Here is an 18,478-nt window from a genome sequence, read left to right as displayed (position 1 = left end):
GAACCGCTATCTAGGCGTTCCGCACGACGAGTCCTACGGCGAATACCGCAGATCAGCGTCGCGTCGGGGTCGGCGCGGTCTCGGTCCGGCGCTGGGGCGCCGCGTCGGTCTCGGCCGGGGCGTCGGCCGCCTCATTGGGCGGCGTGGCGACCTTCGGCTTCTTGAACTGCTTGAGGAAGCCTTCCGGATTCTCGGGCAGCTGCGCCACGAGGGCGTCGCCGGACTTCTCCAGCATCGGGCGCGTGCGGGCCTGGGCGGCCCAGTCCGGCACCTTGCCCTGGACCAGCCAGGACAGGAACACCCAGCCGATCACGCAGATCAGGAAGCCGCGGGCCGCGCCGAACAGGAAGCCGAGGGAACGGTCGACGGCGCCGATCCGCGAATCGAGCACCACGTCGGAAATCTTGACCGTGATGATCGACACGATGATCAGGGTGCCGAGGAAGATCGCCGCGATCGAGGCGACCAGCGCGACGGTGTCGCTGTTCACGTGCTGCTTCACGGTCGGCAGCAGCATCGGATGGAGCGTCCAGGCGACCGCGGCGGCGGCAACCCAGGCGACGATCGCCAGCACCTCGCGGGTGACGCCGCGCACGGCCGCGAGCAGCGCGGAAACCGCGACGATGCCGAGCACGGCGAGATCCAGGACGGTAAACGGCATCGTTAAACTTTTTGGTACCCGCGGGGATGCCGTGTCCGACCTGCGGCTCCCCCGGACCGCGGTGGATTTATACCAAGCCGGATCTCGGCCGTCACCCTCGCGAGCCCGCCTGATCGCGCGCTGTGCCGTCCTTGCATCAGCCGCGCCGTTCACCAGGGCGCGAGCCGCCGCGCCGAGAGCCCGGCTCCACCCGGGCGCCGTACCGGTGCTATGGGTCCGGCCTGGGGTCCGGTCTGTGCTTCCGGAGCCCCGGTGGCGAATGGATGGAGGCGGTCTGCGTGGCCGAGGCCGGACCTGTGACGGAGATCGGCGCCCACGGCGCCCGGCTCACGATCGACCTCGGGGCGATCGTGGCCAACTGGCGGATCCTGGCGGCCCGCGGCGCGGGCGCCGACTGCGCCGCCGTGGTGAAGGCCGACGCCTACGGCTGCGGCATCGGTCGCGTCGGGCCGGCCCTGTGGGCCGCCGGCTGCCGGACCTTCTTCGTCGCCCATCTGTCGGAAGGGGTCGCGGCCCGTGCCGCCCTGCCCGAGGCGGCGATCTACATCCTGAACGGTCTGCCACCGGGCGCCGCGGAAGCCTTCGCGGCGCACGAGCTGCGCCCGGTGCTGGGCAGCATCGCGGAGTTGTCGGACTGGGCGGCGCTCTCGTCCGGCCGCCTATCGGCGGCACTCCACGTCGATACCGGCATGAACCGTCTGGGCCTGCCCGTGCCGGAGGCGCTCGATCTCGCGGGCGATGGGCGGATCACCGCGGCCGGGATCGACCTGCTCCTCAGCCACTTCGTCAGCGCCGAGAAGCCGGAGGATCCGGTCAACGCCCGGCAGATCGCCGATTTCGCCCGCGTCCGGGCGGCGTATCCGCAACTCCGGGCCTCGCTGGCGAACTCGTCGGGCGTCTTCCTCGACGGGGCCCGGCACGATCTCCTGCGGCCGGGCTACGCCCTGTTCGGCGGCAACCCGATTCCGGGGGGCGCCAACCCGATGCGCCCGGTGGTGCGGCTGGAGGCGCTGATCGCACAGGTACGCGACGTCGCAGTCGGAGCGACCGCGGGCTATAACGGCCGCTGGACCGCGCCCCGGCCGAGCCGGCTCGCGACGCTCTCCCTCGGCTACGCCGACGGGTTCCCGCGGGCGATCAGCGGGCGCGGGCAGGCGCTGGTCGGCGGCGTGCCCTGCCCGATCCTCGGCCTCGTCTCGATGGATCTCATCATCCTCGACGTCACTGCGGCGCCCGCCGCGACGCGCGGCGCAACCGCGGTGCTGATCGGAGACGGCCTCGACATCGACGCGGTCGGGCGCTCTGCCGGCACGATCGGCTACGAGATCCTGACCGGGCTGGGTTCTCGTTATGTTCGAGATTATGTAGGCTGACGCACCTCCCCGCTGATCCGCCGGACCGACGGCGCCCCGGATTCGAATGGCCAAGATCCATCAGACCTTCGTCTGCCAGTCCTGCGGGGCGGTCTACAACCGCTGGCGCGGGCGCTGCGAGGCCTGCAACGGCTGGAACACGATCGTCGAGGAGGCGCCTTCGGCTCCCGGGCAGTCCGGACCGGCGGCGACAAGGCCGTCGCGCAACCGCGGCCGGGTCTTCCCGCTGGAGGGGCTGACCGGCGAGGCCAAGGAGGCGCCGCGCATCCCCTCGGGGATCGGCGAGCTCGACCGGGTCACCGGTGGCGGCTTCGTGCGCGGCTCGGTGATCCTGCTCGGCGGCGATCCCGGCATCGGCAAGTCGACCCTGCTGATGCAGGCCTCCGCCGCCATGGCGGGGACGGGCGAGCGGGTCGCCTACATCTCGGGCGAGGAGGCGGTGGGACAGGTGCGCCTGCGGGCGGAGCGGCTGGGGCTCAGCGCGCTCCCCGTGCAGCTCGCCGCCGAGACCAATGTCGAGGACATCGTCGAGACCCTGAGCCAGGGCCGGCCGCCGGCCCTGGCGATCATCGACTCGATCCAGACCATGTGGACCGAGACGGTGGAATCGGCCCCCGGCACGGTGACCCAGGTGCGCTCCTCGGCCCAGGCGCTGATCCGCTTCGCCAAGACCACCGGCACGGCGGTGATTCTCGTGGGCCACGTCACCAAGGACGGGCAGATCGCCGGCCCCCGGGTGGTGGAGCACATGGTCGACGCAGTCGCCTCCTTCGAGGGCGACCAGGGCCACCATTTCCGCATCCTGCGCGCCGTGAAGAACCGGTTCGGGCCCACCGACGAGATCGGCGTGTTCGAGATGACCGATGCGGGCCTCAGCGAGGTGCCGAACCCGTCCGCCCTGTTCCTCGCGGGCCGCGACCATCAGGCGGCCGGCACCGCGGTCTTCGCCGGGATGGAAGGCACCCGGCCGCTGCTGGTGGAGATCCAGGCGCTGGTGGCACCATCGTCACTCGGCATGCCCCGGCGCGCCGTGGTCGGCTGGGATCCGAACCGGCTGTCGATGGTGCTCGCAGTGCTGGAGGCCCATGGCGGCATCCGGCTCGGGAGCCACGACGTCTACCTGAACGTGGCGGGGGGCCTGCGCATCACCGAGCCGGCGGCGGATCTGGCGGTGGCGGCCGCCCTGGTCTCCTCCCTGTCGGGGGCGGTGCTGCCGCCGGAGACCGTGTATTTCGGCGAGATCGGCCTGTCGGGGGCGATCCGGCCGGTGGCCCAGGCCGGATCCCGGCTCAAGGAGGCCCAGAAGCTCGGCTTCGCCAAGGCCTTGATCCCGCAGGGCCGGGGCGAGGGCGAGAAGGCGCTGTCGGTGGAGACGCTGCGCCACATCGCCGATCTGGTGGCGGGGATCAGCGCGGGCGCGCCGCGGAAGGGCTCCGGGCAGCGCGGGCGGCAACAGGCGCGCTACGCCGACGAGGAAATGTGAGGTCGTCGAACGACGGCCTGCGCCGGCAGGCTCCACACCGTTCGAGGGACGAGCGTGGGTTCCCTGTCCCACACGGGAGAGGGCGCGCGTGGTGCCGGGGCTGGTCTGTCAGCCGCCCGTCACGCTCATGTGCCGCGGCACGGCGGCCGGGCGCTGGCGCTCGATGACGAAGTCGTGGCCCTTGGGCTTGCGGGTGATCGCCTCGACCACGGCCGCGGCCAGCACCGCGTCGTCCTGGGAGGCGCGCAGCACCGCCCGCAGATCGGCCGAATCCTCCTGACCGAGGCACATGTAGAGCTGGCCGGTGCAGGTCAGGCGCACCCGGTTGCAGCTCTCGCAGAAATTATGGGTCAGCGGCGTGATGAAGCCCAGCTTCCCGCCGGTCTCCTCGACGCGCACGTAACGCGCCGGGCCGCCGGTGCGGTCGGGCAGCGGCGTGAGGGTGTAGCGGGTCTCCAGGCGCTGCCGGGCCACCGACAGGGGGAGGAACTGGTCGGTCCGGTCCGCCTCGATCTCGCCGAGCGGCATGACCTCGATCAGCGTCATGTCCATGCCGAGGCCGTGCGCCCAGGCGATCATGTCGGGGATCTCGTCGGCGTTGACGTCGCGCAGCGCCACCGCGTTGATCTTGACCTTCATCCCGGCGGCCCGCGCCGCCGCGATGCCGTCGAGCACCACCGCGAGATCGCCCCGGCGGGTGATCTCCCGGAACTTGTCGGGGTCGAGGGTGTCCAGCGAGACGTTGATCCGGCGCACGCCGAGGCTCGCCAGCTCGTCCGCGTAGCGCGTGAGCTGCGTGCCGTTGGTGGTCAGCGTCAGCTCCTCCAGCGCGCCGGAATCGAGGTGGCGCGAGAGGCGGCGGAACAGGTGCATGATGTCGCGCCGCACCAGCGGCTCGCCGCCGGTGATCCGGAGCTTGCGGACGCCCCGGGCGATGAACACGCCGCAGAGCCGGTCCAGCTCCTCCAGGGTCAGCAGATCGCGCTTGGGCAGGAACTGCATGTGCTCGGACATGCAGTAGGCGCAGCGCAGATCGCAGCGATCCGTCACCGAGATGCGCAGATACGAGATCGCCCGCTGGAACGGGTCGATCAGCGGGGCGGGCCCGGCGGGCACGCCGACCGCGGACGTCTGCGGCGTCAGGGAGCTGTCATCGAGCATCGTCCGGCATATGATGTCCCGGACGGTCGCGGGCAAGCAGGTCCCGCGCCGCAGCCCCAGATTGCGTGAGGAGTGTGACCCGTGAGCGAGGATCTGTGGCCGACCGAGATCCGCCTGTCGGCCGATCGGCGGGTGCTCAACGTCGCCTTCGAGGACGGGGCGCGCTTCGCCCTGCCGGCCGAGTACCTGCGCGTGTCGAGCCCCTCGGCCGAGGTGCAGGGCCACTCGCCGCTGGAGCGCAAGGTGATCGGCGGCAAGCGGTCCGTGGCGATCCTGGCGGTGGAGCCGATCGGCAACTACGCGGTCAAGCTCGGCTTCGACGACATGCACGACACCGGCATCTACGGCTGGGGCTACCTTCACACCCTCGGCCGCGAGTACGAGACGCGCTGGACAACCTATCTCGGCGAACTCGCCGAGCGCGGCCTCGACCGCGACACGGCGCGGCAGGCTTCGGTCAAGTCCGGCGGGGGCTGCGGCTCGGGTTCGTGCGGGTGCCATTGAGGGCCGCGGCGGACGCTTCCCGCCGCACCGGTTCCGGCGCGGCTCGGCGGCTGAAGCCGCGCCACCCTGGGGGCGTCGCGCCGCGTTCGCGAGGACGGCGTGGGTCACTGCGCCGCCCGGTAGGCCGAAGCCTTGCATCGTCATGACGGCACACCGACCGACCGCTTCCCTTGGAGCCGCCATGGCCTTCGCCTGCACCATCCCCGCCGTCCCGACCGTCCAGCAGGACGACGCCACCGTGCGCATCACCCGCTGGGACTTCCCGCCGGGCGCCGTGACCGGCTGGCACGAGCACGGCTGGCCCTACTTCGTGGTGATGCTGATGGATGGGATCCTGCGCGTCCACGACGGCACGGCGGTCAGCGAGACGGCGCTCGCGGCCGGCCAATCCTACATGCGCCCGGCCGGCATCCGGCACGACGTGATGAACGGCTCGGACCACCCGATCGCCTTCGTGGAGATCGAGGTGAAGCGCCCGGACGCGCTGGTGACCCTGCCGGGCGCCTGAACGCGAAAGGGCCGACCTGTGACGGCCGGCCCCTCCCAAAGGTCCGAACGCCTCAGCGCTGGACGATGACCTTCGTGCCGACCTTGGCGCGGGTGTAGAGGTCCGTCACGTCGTCGTTGGTCATGCGGATGCAGCCCGACGAGACGGCGGTGCCGATGGTCTCCGGCTCATTGGAGCCGTGGATCCGGTAGATCGAGCCGCCGAGATACATGGCGCGGGCGCCCAGCGGGTTCTCGAGGCCGCCCTTCATGTAGCGCGGCAGGTCGGGCCGGCGCTTCAGCATGGTCGACGGCGGGCGCCAATCCGGCCACTCGCGCTTCATCGTGATGGTCTGCACGCCACCCCAGGTGAAGCCCGGCCGGCCGACGCCGACGCCGTAACGCAGGGCCTGACCGCCGCCCAGCACGTAGTAGAGCCGGCGCTCGGCAGTGGAGACGACGATCGTGCCGGCGCCGTAGGGGCCGTTATAGGCCACCGTCTCGCGCGGGATCGCCGACATCTGCGGGACCGCGGCGTCGGCGTTCAGCGGGTCGGCGGGGTTGAGCGAGGCGTTTGCCACCGCCACCGCAACCGTCTCGACGGCCTGCGGGCGCACGCGCACGGTGAGTGCGTCGTTCAGGGGCTGGCGGGTCAGCGGGTCGATCTCGTAGGCCAGAACCGGCGCGGCGGAGGCGGCCACGCCGAAAAGCCCGATCAGGGCGGGGAGAAAACGACGCATCAAAGCCTCTCGGGGCAGGCGCGGACTATGGCGGGAACGCGGCGAATACCGGGGCACGATGCCGTGCCGATCCTCGCCAAGGGGTAAACGCTCGCGCCTCGAATCCAAGCCTGAAACCGCCCCGCCCGGGCGGTTCCGCCCGCCCGTGACTCGATGGCAACACTGTGGCAGCTTGGCCGTAGCCCCGGGATGAATGCCGACGGTCCCGGCGTCCGGTGCCTTCGCCCCGCCGGCGAAGGCCTGCTCGCATCCCGCCTCCGGTCGATGGCGCCGGCACCACCGTCGTTGCGCGCCGAGAGAAGCAATCTCGTGCGCGTGGCAGGTCCTGCTGTCCCACGCTCCTGGGGCGCTTCGCTGCGCGCGACGACGGCGAGGGCCGGCTCGAACGACGGCCCGCGACCGGCGCCCGGATCAGGCCTCGTCGGCGGCGAGCCAGATAGCCGGCTCGCGGGGGACCGTCCGGAGCGGAGCCGGTGCGGAGGGCAGGCCGCGGAGCTGGGCGAGTTCGGCGAGTTCCGGCGCCTGCGCGGTGTCGTCGGCGTTCAGGAACAGGCCGCGCGCCCGGGCGGCGCGGCCGAGATCGGCCCGGCTCGTCCAGACGCTCTGGGCCGGGCTCGTGAGGAGCGCCAGGGCCAGCGGCGCCATCCAGAGGGCGAGCCACGCGTTCCCGACGAGGAGCAGCGCGAAGACCATCAGCCCGCCGACCACCACGGCGTCCGCCTGGAGCCGGAAGGCCTCCGCCCAGGACAGTTGCCGATCGTCGCGATCCTGCGTCTCCCAGCGCACCACCCGGCCGAAGAAGGTCGAGACCACGGCCCCGGCGGTGAACAGGGTCAGGACCGGCCACAGGAACACCCACGCCGCCTGCTCCAGGGCGGCGCTCGCGAGCAGCGCCCGGGTGCCGCCGAAGGCCGCCCGGCGCTCCGGCGATGCCAGGACATGGACGAGGCTGAGGAGCTTCGGCAGGGCCAGGATTGCGAGGCTGAGGGCGGCCAGAGCGTGGGCGGCCGCGCCCTGCCCGGTCAGCCCGTAGGCCAGGAGGCCGAGATCGCCGGTCCGGGCGGCCTGCCACGCGGCGAGGCCGAGGAAGGCGATCCAGAGCGGCAGCATCCCGTAGGAGAGGATCCCGACCAGGAGATGCCAGCGGCTCGCCGCGTGCAGGCCCGCCCAGGGCAGTACGCGCAGGTGCTGGAGATTGCCCTGGCACCAGCGGCGCTCGCGGCCGAGCAGGTCGATGAGGTTGGTGGGCATCTCCTCCCAGGTGCCGCCCATCTCGGGCAGGAGCCGCACCTCCCAACCGGCGCGGACCATCAGCGCGCCCTCGACGATGTCGTGGCACAGGATCTCGCCGCCCAGCGGCTCCCGGCCCGGGAGCTTCGGGAGCTGCGCATTCTCCGCGAAGGCCTCGATCCGCAGGATCGCGTTGTGGCCCCAGTAGCTGCCCTCCGGCCCCTGCCAGGTCTCCAGGCAGCGCAAGGCCAGCGGCGCGTAGAGGCGGACGGCGAATTGCTGGATGCGGGCGAAGAGCGTGTCGCGACCGGCCGCGTAGGAGACGGTCTGGATCAGGCCGGTGCGGGGGCTCGCCTGCATCAGCCCGACGAGCCGGGTCATGGCCGCGCCGGTCATCAGGCTGTCGGCATCCAGCACGATCATGAAGGCGTATTCGGCACCGTAGCTGCGGCAGAACTCGCCGATGTTGCCGGCCTTGCGGCCGACATTCTCCGTCCGGCGCCGGTAGCGGATCCGCGGCAGGGCCGGATCCTGCGCCGCCCAGGCCTGGATGCGCGCGAATTCGTGCTCCTCCACGGCGGCGATCGCCCCGTCCCGCGTGTCGGAGAGGACGAAGATGTCGATGCCCTGCGCGTCGGTACGGGCCAGCGAGCGGGCCATCACCCGCAGGCGGGCGAACACCGCGACCGCGTCCTCGGCGTGGATCGCCACCACGGCGGCGGTGCGTCCGGTCCCAGCCGGCCCGGCACCCGCCGCTTCCGAGCGGCGCTCCAGCGCGGATTTCGCCCGGTCGCCCAGGAGGGAAGCGACGAACCCGTAGACGTACTGGCAGGCGACGAAGGCCTGCCAGCCCATCACGAGGCCGAACAGAACCAACACCGCCCAGGCAAGCGGGCTGACGCCCGCCGGATAGGCGAGCGCGGCGAGCCACACGAGACCGCCGGCGGTGCCGAGGCTCGGGACGGCCAGGGCCAGGCGCCGGGCGCGCAGGGCGCCGCGGCGCGCGCCGGTCCAGACCTCGCGACAGGATGCGGCGTCCGAGGGATCGGGTATGGCGGGATCCGCGTTCCGGTGCGACCGCTCGGCGGAGGAGGTGACGCGTGAGGACATGGCGCGAGGAACTCGACCGTGGAAGGCTGCCGGCCGCCCGGCCGTCGGAGGCCGGGAACCGATGACCGTGGATACCGATGTGCGGGGTGAGGACACGGAGCCGACCCGGCAGCGCAGACCGCCGGAAGCCGAACGGATCAATCCCCCCTCCCGACGCCGCGTTCTTCGAACAGCTCTGGCCGCGGCTGCCGGCACGGTTCTACCTAGCGCGGCTGATCTGAATGGGTCCAGAACGTGGGCCGGGCCGGCGCTTCCGCCGCAGGGGGGCGCGATGACCTTCGAAACCCTGTCGGCGGAGGCGGCACGCCTCGCCGCGGCCCCCTATGCCGCCCCGCCCGAGGATCTTCCGCCGGCGCTCGCCGCCCTCGACTACGACGGCTACCGCGCCATCACCTTCCGTCCGGCCGAGAGCCTGCACCTCGGCGACCATTTCAGCGCCCAGCTGTTCCACCGCGGCTTCCTGCAGCGCAAGCGCGTGGCGCTCTACCTCCAGCCGCGGCGCGGGCCGGCGCGCCCGATCCCCTACGAGACCCGCCTGTTCGATCTTGGCCGGCGGCTCGCCGGCCAGAGCTTCGCGCCGGATCTCGGCTTCGCGGGCTTCCGCCTGCACTACGCCTTCCCGGACATGCCGGCGTGGCGACCGAAGGGCTTCCAGGAGGAGTTTCTCGTCTTCCTGGGGGCCTCCTATTTCCGCCTGCGCGCGGCCCATCAGGAATACGGGCTCTCGGCCCGGGGGCTCGCCATCGGCACGGGCGCGCCGGAGGGCGAGGAATTTCCCGACTTCGTCGCCCACTGGATCTGCGAACCGGAGCCGGAAGCCCGCACCCTGACGGTGCTCTCGCTGCTCGACAGCCCGAGCGTGGCCGGCGCCTTCCGGTTCGCCATCAGCCCCGGAGACCCGGCGCGGATCGCCGTCACCGCGGCGCTCCATCCACGCCGGTCGATCGCGAAGCTCGGGCTGGCCCCCCTCACCAGCATGTTCCTGTACGGGCAGAACGGGCCCGGGGCGCGGGGGGCCAAGCCGTTCGACGACTTCCGGCCGCAGGTCCACGATTCCGACGGCCTCTGCGTCGCGGCCGGGGCCGATTCGGCGCGGGTCGACCGGATCTGGCGGCCCCTGGTCAACGGGCGCAAGCAGCCGCAGATCTCCGCCTTCGCGGCCCGGCCGCTCGCCGGCTTCGGGCTGCTGCAGCGGGAGCGGACCTTCGCGGCCTATCTCGACGTCGAGGCGCGGCACGAGGCGCGGCCGGGCCTGTGGGTGGCCCCGGATCCCGCCGGGGGCGCCTTCGCGAACGGCGCCGTGCAGCTCTTCGAGATCCCGTCGGGCGAAGAGTACATGGACAACATCGTGGCGGCCTTCGTGCCCGCGGCGCCGGCGCAGCCCGGCGCGCCGCTGCATCTCGCCTACGGCCTGACCACGGTGGGGGCGGAGCCCGTGCCGGCGATCCCGGACGCCGCCCTCGCCCGGGTGACCTCGACGCGATTCGGGTCCGCGGAACGCCTGCGCCCCATCACCCCGCCGAGCCCGCAGCGGCGGCTCTGCGTGATCGATTTCGAGGGTCCGGGCCTGCCGAAATCTGCCGACGAGGCGGTCACCGCCGAGGTCTCGGCCAGTGCCGGCACGATGCACGAGCCGGTGGCCAACTTCGTGCCGCAGACCGGCGGCTGGCGGATCTATGTCGAGTGGCGCCCGCCGGAACCGATGCCGGCGGGCGACGTCGTGCTGCGCGCCCGGCTGGTCCGCGGGACGACGCCCCTCAGCGAGACCTGGGACGCCGCCCTGTAACCCCGTGATCGCGCGCGACGCGAAGCGACCCGGGGCAGCGCGACGTCGGGTCTCGCCGCTCCGACCGGGGCGCGGCGCGACGGTTCGGGCCGCGAACGCTCAGGCGGTCCGGCGCTCCTGCTCCAGGCGGCGGGCCAGGCGGGTGGCGCCGTAGACCTCGCTCAGGCGGCGACGGGCGGCGGAGACCGGCGGGGCCTGCCGCTCGACATGGGCGGCGGCGATGACGCGCAGGGCGGCGGCGACCGAACGCTCCAGGCGACGCTCGGCCTGAGCGGCCGCGTCGTGATGATTGTCCAGCATTGATGATCCCTCGTGCTGCGCCGTATCCGCCCTCTCGCGGGGCGGTATCCGACGGCGCAGACAGATTTCACATCTGGCTTGACCGTATCAAGGCAGCTTGGCCGTAAGCCGAAGACCGTCGTTACCGCAGTTCCTCGTGCCAGGTCCGGCCGTCGCGCTCGATCAGCGCGATGGCGGCGGTCGGCCCCCAGCTCCCAGCCGGGTAGGGCCGCGGCGCCTCGGGCCGGTCGGCCCAGGCCTTGAGCACGCCGTCCGCCCAGGCCCAGGCGGCCTCGACCTCGTCGCGGCGCATGAACAGGGTGGCGTTGCCGCGGACCACGTCCATCAGCAGGCGCTCGTAGGCGTCGGGATAGCGCTGCTTGAAGGTCTCCTCGAAGGAGATGTCGAGATCGGTGGGACGCAGGCGCAGGCCGCCGGGGCCCGGATCCTTGGTCATCACCTCGAGCTTCATGCCCTCCTGCGGCTGCAGGCGGATCACGAGGCGGTTCGGCTCGCGGCCGAACGCCTCCTCGGGGAAGATCGAGAACGGCGAGGCGCGGAATTGCACCACGATCTCCGAGAGCTTCCGGGGCAGGCGCTTGCCGGTGCGCAGGTAGAACGGCACGCCGGCCCAGCGGCCGGACTGGATCTCGACCTTCATGGCGACGAAGGTCTCGGTCCGGCTCTCGTGGCCGAGCTCGGAGAGGTAGCCCTCGACAGGCTTGCCGTCGACGGCGCCCGCCACGTACTGGCCGCGCACCGTCACGCTCTGGATATCGTGCGTGGTGATCGGCTTGAGGGCGCGGAGCACCTTCAATTTCTCGTCGCGGACCGAGTTCGCCTCGAGGTTGAGCGGGCTCTCCATGGCGGTGAGGCACAGGAGCTGCAGGATGTGGTTCTGCAGCATGTCGCGCATCGCGCCCGACGTGTCGTAGTAGCCGGCCCGGCCCTCGACCCCCACCGTCTCGGCGACCGTGATCTGGACGTGGTCGATCACGTCCGAGGTCCAAAGCCGCTCGAAGATCGTGTTGGCGAAGCGGAGCGAGAGCAGGTTCTGGACCGTCTCCTTGCCGAGATAGTGGTCGATCCGGAAAATCTGCGATTCGGGGAAGACCTCGCCGACCGCGTCGTTGATCGCCCGGGCCGATTTCAGATCCTTGCCGATCGGCTTCTCCAGCACGACGCGGGACTTCTCGCCGACGAGCCCGTGGGCGGCGAGGTTGCGGCAGATCGAGCCGTAGAGGTCGGGCGAGGTGGCGAGGTAGTAGGGCCGGACCTGGTCGGGCCGCTCGTCGAGCTTGGCCACGAGGTCCGTCCAGCCGCGGTCGCCGGCGCCGTCGACCGCGACGTAGTCGACGTGGTCGAGGAAGCGATGGAGCATGTCTTCCGACAGGTCGGCGGCGGGGACGAAACGCTTCAGGGCGTCGCGGGCATGCTCGCGGAAGGCGTCGAGGGACAATTCCGAGCGCGAGGCACCGATGATCCGGCTCGTCTCCGGGATCTGCCCGTCCCGGAAGCGGTAGAACAGGGCCGGCAGAAGCTTTCGCGCGGTCAGATCGCCGGTCGCGCCGAACACGACGCAGTCGAAGGAGGCGACGGGAATGATCGTGGCCAAGTGCGGCTCCCGGTTGTCGTGCGCTGGTCTCGTGCGGCGGCTGCGTCGCACTGACCTAGCCCGTGTGCAAGGGCTTCGCCAGACTCGGGGCGCGGACCAGCGCTGCCCGGGCCGGGGCGCGGCCGCGACAGCTTTGGGCAACCCGATGACGTCACGCTCCGTCTTTGCGAGCACGGCGAAGCAACCCAGGGCCGCGCGCCGACGCCGAAAGGCAGCACGATGCGTGAGCCGGCCGTCTACATCATGGCGAGCCGCCGCAACGGGACGCTCTACACCGGCGTGACATCCAACCTCGCCCGGCGGGGTCTACGAGCATTGCGAGGCGCTGCTCCAGGGCTTCACCAGCCGCTACGATTGCAAGCGCCTCGTCTGGTATGAGCGCTATCCCACGATGAATGAGGCCATCACGCGCGAGAAGCAGATCAAGGCGGGCTCACGGAAGAAAAAGCTCGCGCTGATCGAGGCGATGAATCCGGATTGGAACGACCTGTATCCAGATCTCGCGTGAACAGGTCCGGCGTCGCGGCTCCCTGGATTGCTTCGCTGCGCTCGCAAGGACGGTGAACGCGGCAACCCGCGCGCAGTCACGCGACCCGTCTCGCTCCTCCGTCATCACGAGCGGAGCGAAGTGACCCAGGGCCGCGCGAGGCCGTATGGGTCACCCCTCCATGTACCGCTTGAAGCCTTCGGAAAAATCCGGGTGCCAGCGCGACAGGGCGGGCCGGTTCTCGATGATGTCGCCCGCCGCCCAGGCGATCCGCTTCGCGTCCTGCGCCCGGGTGGTCTCGTTGTCGGGGCAGAGGATGTAGAAGTCGCCGGCGGCGAGCCGCTCCAGCATGAAGGCCACGGTCTCGTCGGGCGTCCAGGCTCCCGCGGGCTTCTCGGCGACGCCCCGGGCCTTGGTGAGGCCCGTATAGACGAAGCCCGGGATCAGCAGGTGGGCGGTGGTCCGGCATCCTTCGCGGTTGCGCAGCTCGTGGGCGAGCGCCTCGGTGACCGCCTTCACCCCCGCCTTCGAGACGTTGTAGGGCGCGTTGCCCGGCGGCGTGGTGATGCCCTGCTTCGAGCCGGTGACGATGATCGCCCCAGGCTTGCCGCCCGCGATCATGCCGGGCGCGAAGGCGTGGATGCCGTTGACCACGCCGCCGAGATTGGTGCCCAGGATCCGCGTCCAGGTGTCGGCGTCGGAGAACAGTTTCCCACCGGCCTCGATGCCGGCATTCAGCATCACCAGGGCCGGCGGCCCGGCCTTGGCGACGGCAGCCGCCAGGGCTTCCACCGCCCCGCGATCCGACACGTCGGTGGGTATGGCCCGGACCTCGACGGCGGCGAGTTCGGCCACGGCGGCGCGGGCCGCGTCCAGGGCCGGCCCCGGCAGGTCGGCGAGCCAGACGTTCATGCCGGCCCGCGCGAAGGCCTGCGCGGCGGCGAGCCCGATGCCACTCGCAGCGCCGGTGACGACCGCGCTGCGGCCGGGGCTGATCGCGGGGTTCTGGCTCATGACGGATCCTCGGAGGCGTGGCGCCCTTCAGATGGGGCGAGCCGGACGGAAGGCGAGTTCGAGCCGGATCCCGCGACCCGGCAGAACCCGCGGATCGCCGCGGCGGCGGCTTCTGCTAGGATGACCGGACACCCTTCGGAACGAAGCACCCGGATGCCCCCTCCCCCGAGCCGCCGGTCGATCCTCGCCGGTGCGGCCTCCCTCGGCCTCGCCCATGCGGCGCGTGCGGCCGGCCCGGCGGGGTTCGGTCCCCTCGGCCGTCCGTCCTGGTCGGGCGACAGCCTCCAGGCCGCGGCGGCCGCCAAGGGTCTGCTCTACGGCTGCGAGGTCCCGTTCCACCGCTTCGATTCGACGCCCGCCTACCGGCAGGCGGTGGCGCGGGAATGCGGCATCCTCGTCTGCGGCACCGAGATGAAGATGGAGGAGGTCCTGCCCGCGCCCGGCAAGACCGACTTCGCCCGCGGCGACGCGATCCTGCGCTTCGCGCGGGGAAACGGCCAGCGCATGCGCGGCCACACCCTCGTCTGGCACGCGGCGCTGCCGCCCTGGGTCGGCCCGCTGCTCGGCCGGGCGAGCGCCGTCCAGGCCGAGGATTTCATGCGGCGCTGGATCGAGACGGTGGCCGGCCACTACCGGGGCCAGATCGTCGCCTGGGACGTGGTCAACGAGATCTTCGGCAACGAGGCCGATCCCGACCGCGGCGGGGGCCTGCGCGACTCGCCCTGGCTCGCCGCGATCGGCCCCGGCTACGTCGATCTCGCGTTCCGGATCCTGCACGAGACCGACCCGGCGGCCGCCGGCACCTGGAACGAGGACGCGGTGGAGCAGGGCGTGCCCTGGATGGAGGCCAAGCGCACCAAGGTCCTGCGCCGCCTGGAGGCGATGCGGTCCCGCGGCGTGCCGATCCGGCGCTTCGGGCTTCAATCGCACCTCACCAGCACGATCCCGATCGACCAGGGCCAGCTGCGGCGCTTCCTCCGGGAGATCGGCCAGATGGGGCTCGGCATCGCGATCACCGAACTCGACATCGACGACCGCGCCTTCCCGTCCGACGTGGCGACCCGCGACCGGAAGGTGGCCGATTACGCCCGGCGCTACCTCGACGTGGTGCTGGACGAGCCCGCCTGCCTCGACGTCCTGACCTGGGACATCTACGACCCCGACACGTGGCTGAACGACCATCCCTACCGCAAGCGGCCCGACGGCCTGCCGCAGCGGGCCCTCCCCCTCGACGCGCAGTTCCGGCGCAAGCCCCTGTGGCACGCCATGAAGGCGGCCTTCGAGGCCGCGCCGGATCACAAAACCGCCCGCGAGACGCTCAGGCGGGCGTGACGCCGGCCCGGCGTCCGTCCTCGGCCAGGCTCGGCTCCGGCGGCCGGTCCGCGAGGAGCCGGCGGCGAAGGCGCGCGCAGGGGCGCTCGACGACCGCGTACATCCCCCAGCACCACAGCAGCGTCACCGGGAAGGCCGCCAGCATCAGCCCGACGCCGTGCAGCCCGGGCCTCACGTGCAGCACCAGCGCCACCACGGTCATGTGTGCGAGGTAGAAGCTGTAGGACCACAGCCCGAGCTGGCGCATCGGCCGGCTGGCGAGCAGCCGGACCATAGGCCCCTCGCCGTGCAGCAGGTACGCGAAGGGCACGAACAGGGCGGCGCTCTGGAGCGTGTAGCGCAGGCTCTCCCGGAAGGCGGGCTCGCGGACCGCCAGGGTTCCGAGGATCACCGCGAGGCTGGCCGCGACGTGCCAGGCCGTGGGGCGCCACGCCCGGTCGGCCGGGACCACCGGGTTGTTCCACAACCCGAGGCAGCAGCCGAACAGGATCGCGTCGATCCGCGTGTGGGTCCAGCTGTAGTTCAGGCTGTAATCCGGCAGCCGCCAGACGTTCTCGCACCGGATCGCCAGCACCACCGCGCAGAGCCCCAGGCAGGCCAGAGCCGCACGGCGCGGCCGGAGGCGCCCGAGCCAGAGCACGAAGGCCAGCGGGAAGACGAGGTAGAAGTGCTCCTCGATGGCGAGGCTCCACAGCGGCACCGGCAGCACCGCCTCGGTGCCGAACAGGCCGGGATAGTTGGTCAGGAACGTCGCCTGTCCGAGGATCGCCGCCGGTTCGACGTGCATCCAGTCCAGCCATCCCGCCCCGTAGAGGGCGCCGGAGGCGAGCAGGGTCAGGTACATCGGGGGCAGGATGCGCAGGCTGCGCCGGAGGTAGAAGGCCGGGAGCGACACCGCGCCCGTCTGCGCCCGCTCGATCCGCAGGAGCGTGGTGATCAGGTAGCCGCTGAGGAAGAAGAAGACGGTGACGCCGAAGCCGCCCGGCACCACGTGGCTGTAGCCGCAATGGGCCGCGAACACGATCAGGATGGCGAGTGCCCGCACCCCGTCGAGCTGAGGCAGGTAGGGCATCGTCTTCGGGACCAGAAACCCGGAATCCGGCATGGCGGAGGTCGATCTCCTGTCGCGTCGGGGGCCCAGCATAAGCGCCCTTTCCGTGCGGACGGACATCCGCACGGCACGCTGAGCGGCTGGACCAGTGTCCGGATGGTGAATCCGGGGACTCAAGGCCCCGGCAACACCGGAGGAGATTGGTAACCACGGCCGTCCATGATCCTGCCCGACCGCCCTGTCTCGGGCGCCGTCGGGAGTGTTGCGTATGGTCCCGGTCCCGCCCCGCCGTCACGCCCGCCCGCACGCCGCCCTGGGCGCGGGCCTGTCGCTGCTGGCGCTCCTCGGCGCACCAGCCGTGGCCCTGGCGCAGGGCGCCGGCGCGGTGCAGGGCAGCCCGGTGCCGCCGCTCGCCGTGCCGGTCGCGGTGCCGCCCGCCGCCACAGGGGAGGCCGCGAAGGGCCAGGAGCCCCGGATGCCGGAGGCGAAGGGTGAGGCGAAGGGCACGGCCGGCAAGGCGGCGGATGCCAAGCGCCCTGAAACCAAACCGGCCGAGGCCGCGCCGGAGCCTGTCCCGGCGCAGGGGAAGGCGCAGGATGCCAAGGCCCAGGATGCCAAATCCCCGGACAACAAGGCTCAAGACACCAAGTCGTCGGACATCAAAACCCAGCAGGCCAAGCCTCAGGAGGCGGCCAAGAAATCCCGCGAGCCGGCCCCGCTGGTCTACGCCAAGGTCTCCACCGACCCGAACCCGACGCTGACCCCCCGGACGTTCCTCGACACCCTCCGGGCGGCCGAGCGCTACGCGGCCTTCGCGGAGGCCGGCGGCTGGGAGCGGCTGCCCGAGGACCTCGCGCGCCTCAAGCCCGGCGAACGCAATCCGGCGATCCCCGCCCTGCGCCACCATCTGACGCTGACCGGCGACCTGCCGGCGGATGCCCCGCCGAACGACCGCCTCGACCCGCCCCTGGTGGCGGCGATCGCGGCGTTCCAGGCGCGCCACGGCCTCCCCGACAGCGGCATACTTGGCCGGCTCACCATCAATGCGCTCAACGTGCCCGCTGCGGTGCGCCAGCGCCAGCTCGCCGCCTCCGCGGCCCGGCTGATGGGCTCGAAATTCCCGTTCGGCGATCGCTACGTCGTGGTCAACATCCCGTCCGCCGCCGTGGAGGCGGTGGAGAACGGCGCCGTTGCGCGCCGCTACGTCGCGGTGGTCGGCTCCCCCGACAAGGCGACGCCGCCGGTCGAGACGCGGATCACCGACATCAACTTCAACCCGACCTGGACCGTCCCGGCCTCGGTGGTGAAGAACGAGATCATCCCGCAGATGCGCAAGAATCCGGGCTATCTCGCCAAGAACCACATCCGGATCCTCGGCCCTTCAGGCGAGGTCGATCCGACCCGGATCGACTGGGCCGGCGAGAAGGCGGTCAATTACACGTTGCGGCAGGATTCCGGCTTCGACAATTCGCTGGGTCAGGTGCGGATCGACATGCCGAACCGCTTTGCCGTCTACATGCACGATACGCCGGCAAAATCGCTCTTCGCCGCCAGCGTGCGGTTCCACAGCCACGGCTGCGTCCGGGTGGGCCAGGTGAAGGAGCTCGTCGGCTGGCTGCTCCAGGGCACGGACGGGCCCAACGGGCCGGGCACCAACTGGGGCCCGATCGAGATCGAAACCGGGATCGCCGACGGCGAGCGCCGCGACATCAAGCTCGCCAAGCCGGTCCCGGTCGTCTTCGTGTATCTCACCGGCTTCGCCACGCCGGACGGGAAGGCGCATTTCCGCGACGACATCTACGCCCTCGACACGCCGGCTCCGGAACCGGCCGCTACCGGCGCGATCCCCCCCGCAGCACCCCCGGGTGCGGACGCGGCCTCCGCGAAGCCGGCCTCCGCCGGTGCCGCGCCGACCGCGCCCCGGCCCGGCGCCGCCCACGACGCGAAGCCGGCCCCGGCGCGGGCCGCTGCGACCAAGCCCGCCGCAGTCAAACCCACCCCCGCGAAGCCCGCGGTAGGCCGCTCGGCCGCCGAGCGCCATAGTTTGGAATCTGTCGAACCTATCCGCTAAGCCCAACCCAGCCATGCGATTCTCGGTCCACCGGAACCTCCCGGCAGGCCCGTCATTGGCTCAGGGAACGCGCATCGGCCCGTTTTCAGCAAGAC

At 71.8% G+C, this 18,478-nt stretch carries 15 protein-coding genes and 1 pseudogene; 8 read left to right on the top strand and 8 right to left on the bottom strand.

Features of this window, described 5'->3' with window-relative positions:
• Nucleotides 1–52 precede the first annotated feature (52 nt).
• A complete protein-coding gene (locus ABIC70_RS22390) occupies nt 53–661 on the bottom strand; it encodes a CvpA family protein (protein ID WP_043357783.1) in 609 nt (202 codons plus the stop codon).
• A 263-nt stretch (nt 662–924) separates the two neighbouring features.
• Here ABIC70_RS22390 and alr point away from each other — a divergent pair, with 263 nt between their 5' ends.
• Both alr and radA read left to right on the top strand, forming a co-directional pair.
• Nucleotides 925–2,034 (top strand): alanine racemase, encoded by a 1,110-nt coding sequence (gene alr, locus ABIC70_RS22385; protein ID WP_274926732.1) that lies wholly within the window; start codon nt 925–927, stop codon nt 2,032–2,034.
• A gap of 46 nt (nt 2,035–2,080) precedes the next feature.
• The gene (radA, locus tag ABIC70_RS22380) at nt 2,081–3,517 is read left to right on the top strand and encodes a DNA repair protein RadA (protein WP_043385270.1); all 1,437 of its coding nucleotides are present in this window, start codon (nt 2,081–2,083) and stop codon (nt 3,515–3,517) included.
• A gap of 108 nt (nt 3,518–3,625) precedes the next feature.
• On the opposite strand, the gene moaA is transcribed toward radA, so the two are convergent.
• Entirely contained in the window at nt 3,626–4,678 is a 1,053-nt protein-coding gene (gene moaA, locus ABIC70_RS22375) for a GTP 3',8-cyclase MoaA (RefSeq protein ID WP_043357795.1), read from the bottom strand.
• A gap of 81 nt (nt 4,679–4,759) precedes the next feature.
• On the opposite strand from moaA, the gene ABIC70_RS22370 reads away from it, so the two are divergent.
• Nucleotides 4,760–5,182, top strand: a complete 423-nt coding sequence (locus tag ABIC70_RS22370) for a gamma-butyrobetaine hydroxylase family protein (protein WP_043357798.1) — start codon at nt 4,760–4,762, stop codon at nt 5,180–5,182.
• 181 nt (nt 5,183–5,363) lie between these two features.
• Nucleotides 5,364–5,690: a cupin domain-containing protein gene (locus ABIC70_RS22365; protein WP_342142902.1), complete on the top strand. Its 327-nt coding sequence runs from the start codon at nt 5,364–5,366 to the stop codon at nt 5,688–5,690.
• Nucleotides 5,691–5,742: 52 nt separating this feature from the next.
• Here ABIC70_RS22365 and ABIC70_RS22360 read toward each other — a convergent pair whose 3' ends face one another.
• Nucleotides 5,743–6,408 carry a L,D-transpeptidase gene (locus ABIC70_RS22360; RefSeq protein WP_354441186.1) on the bottom strand — a complete coding sequence of 222 codons (666 nt, stop codon included), beginning with the start codon at nt 6,406–6,408 and terminating at the stop codon, nt 5,743–5,745.
• Between the two features lie 411 nt (nt 6,409–6,819).
• The gene (gene mdoH, locus ABIC70_RS22355) at nt 6,820–8,748 is read right to left on the bottom strand and encodes a glucans biosynthesis glucosyltransferase MdoH (protein ID WP_354441184.1); all 1,929 of its coding nucleotides are present in this window, start codon (nt 8,746–8,748) and stop codon (nt 6,820–6,822) included.
• 271 nt (nt 8,749–9,019) lie between these two features.
• Between mdoH and ABIC70_RS22350 the strand changes: the two genes are divergently transcribed.
• Nucleotides 9,020–10,534, top strand: coding sequence for an OpgD/OpgG family glucan biosynthesis protein (locus ABIC70_RS22350; protein WP_354441182.1), 1,515 nt, complete (start codon nt 9,020–9,022; stop codon nt 10,532–10,534).
• 99 nt (nt 10,535–10,633) lie between these two features.
• Here the strand turns inward: ABIC70_RS22350 and ABIC70_RS22345 are convergent, their stop codons facing one another.
• Together ABIC70_RS22345 and zwf are read right to left on the bottom strand one after the other, a co-directional pair.
• Entirely contained in the window at nt 10,634–10,834 is a 201-nt protein-coding gene (locus tag ABIC70_RS22345) for a hypothetical protein (RefSeq protein ID WP_043357814.1), read from the bottom strand.
• Nucleotides 10,835–10,955: 121 nt separating this feature from the next.
• Complete coding sequence (gene zwf, locus ABIC70_RS22340) at nt 10,956–12,428, bottom strand: glucose-6-phosphate dehydrogenase (RefSeq protein WP_354441180.1); 1,473 nt, start codon at nt 12,426–12,428, stop codon at nt 10,956–10,958.
• Nucleotides 12,429–12,647: 219 nt separating this feature from the next.
• On the opposite strand from zwf, the pseudogene ABIC70_RS22335 reads away from it, so the two are divergent.
• A pseudogene (locus ABIC70_RS22335) lies at nt 12,648–12,936 on the top strand (GIY-YIG nuclease family protein).
• Between the two features lie 150 nt (nt 12,937–13,086).
• Here the strand turns inward: ABIC70_RS22335 and ABIC70_RS22330 are convergent.
• Complete coding sequence (locus tag ABIC70_RS22330; protein ID WP_053609123.1) at nt 13,087–13,929, bottom strand: SDR family NAD(P)-dependent oxidoreductase; 843 nt, start codon at nt 13,927–13,929, stop codon at nt 13,087–13,089.
• Between the two features lie 153 nt (nt 13,930–14,082).
• Here ABIC70_RS22330 and ABIC70_RS22325 point away from each other — a divergent pair, with 153 nt between their 5' ends.
• Nucleotides 14,083–15,261 carry an endo-1,4-beta-xylanase gene (locus ABIC70_RS22325; protein ID WP_053609122.1) on the top strand — a complete coding sequence of 393 codons (1,179 nt, stop codon included), beginning with the start codon at nt 14,083–14,085 and terminating at the stop codon, nt 15,259–15,261.
• Here ABIC70_RS22325 and ABIC70_RS22320 read toward each other — a convergent pair.
• Nucleotides 15,248–16,366: an acyltransferase family protein gene (locus tag ABIC70_RS22320; protein WP_043385243.1), complete on the bottom strand. Its 1,119-nt coding sequence runs from the start codon at nt 16,364–16,366 to the stop codon at nt 15,248–15,250. The two genes, ABIC70_RS22325 and ABIC70_RS22320, sit on opposite strands and share 14 nt — an antisense overlap.
• A 214-nt stretch (nt 16,367–16,580) precedes the next feature.
• Here ABIC70_RS22320 and ABIC70_RS22315 point away from each other — a divergent pair, with 214 nt between their 5' ends.
• On the top strand, nt 16,581–18,383 hold the full coding sequence (locus ABIC70_RS22315) for a L,D-transpeptidase family protein (protein WP_278306022.1): 1,803 nt from the start codon (nt 16,581–16,583) through the stop codon (nt 18,381–18,383).
• Nucleotides 18,384–18,478 lie beyond the last annotated feature (95 nt).

The organism is Methylobacterium sp. 1973, from assembly GCF_040545035.1.
Taxonomy (GTDB): Bacteria; Pseudomonadota; Alphaproteobacteria; order Rhizobiales; family Beijerinckiaceae; genus Methylobacterium; species Methylobacterium fujisawaense.
This window is presented reverse-complemented; position numbering and strand designations above follow the sequence as displayed.

Coding starts and splice junctions, on each gene's coding strand:
- ABIC70_RS22390 (WP_043357783.1), bottom strand. CDS start 661: ATGCCGTTTACCGTCCTGGATCTCGCCGTGCTCGGCATCGTCGCGGTT.
- alr (WP_274926732.1), top strand. CDS start 925: ATGGAGGCGGTCTGCGTGGCCGAGGCCGGACCTGTGACGGAGATCGGC.
- radA (WP_043385270.1), top strand. CDS start 2,081: ATGGCCAAGATCCATCAGACCTTCGTCTGCCAGTCCTGCGGGGCGGTC.
- moaA (WP_043357795.1), bottom strand. CDS start 4,678: ATGCTCGATGACAGCTCCCTGACGCCGCAGACGTCCGCGGTCGGCGTG.
- ABIC70_RS22365 (WP_342142902.1), top strand. CDS start 5,364: ATGGCCTTCGCCTGCACCATCCCCGCCGTCCCGACCGTCCAGCAGGAC.
- ABIC70_RS22360 (WP_354441186.1), bottom strand. CDS start 6,408: ATGCGTCGTTTTCTCCCCGCCCTGATCGGGCTTTTCGGCGTGGCCGCC.
- mdoH (WP_354441184.1), bottom strand. CDS start 8,748: ATGTCCTCACGCGTCACCTCCTCCGCCGAGCGGTCGCACCGGAACGCG.
- ABIC70_RS22350 (WP_354441182.1), top strand. CDS start 9,020: ATGACCTTCGAAACCCTGTCGGCGGAGGCGGCACGCCTCGCCGCGGCC.
- ABIC70_RS22345 (WP_043357814.1), bottom strand. CDS start 10,834: ATGCTGGACAATCATCACGACGCGGCCGCTCAGGCCGAGCGTCGCCTG.
- ABIC70_RS22330 (WP_053609123.1), bottom strand. CDS start 13,929: ATGAGCCAGAACCCCGCGATCAGCCCCGGCCGCAGCGCGGTCGTCACC.
- ABIC70_RS22325 (WP_053609122.1), top strand. CDS start 14,083: ATGCCCCCTCCCCCGAGCCGCCGGTCGATCCTCGCCGGTGCGGCCTCC.
- ABIC70_RS22320 (WP_043385243.1), bottom strand. CDS start 16,366: ATGCCGGATTCCGGGTTTCTGGTCCCGAAGACGATGCCCTACCTGCCT.
- ABIC70_RS22315 (WP_278306022.1), top strand. CDS start 16,581: ATGGTCCCGGTCCCGCCCCGCCGTCACGCCCGCCCGCACGCCGCCCTG.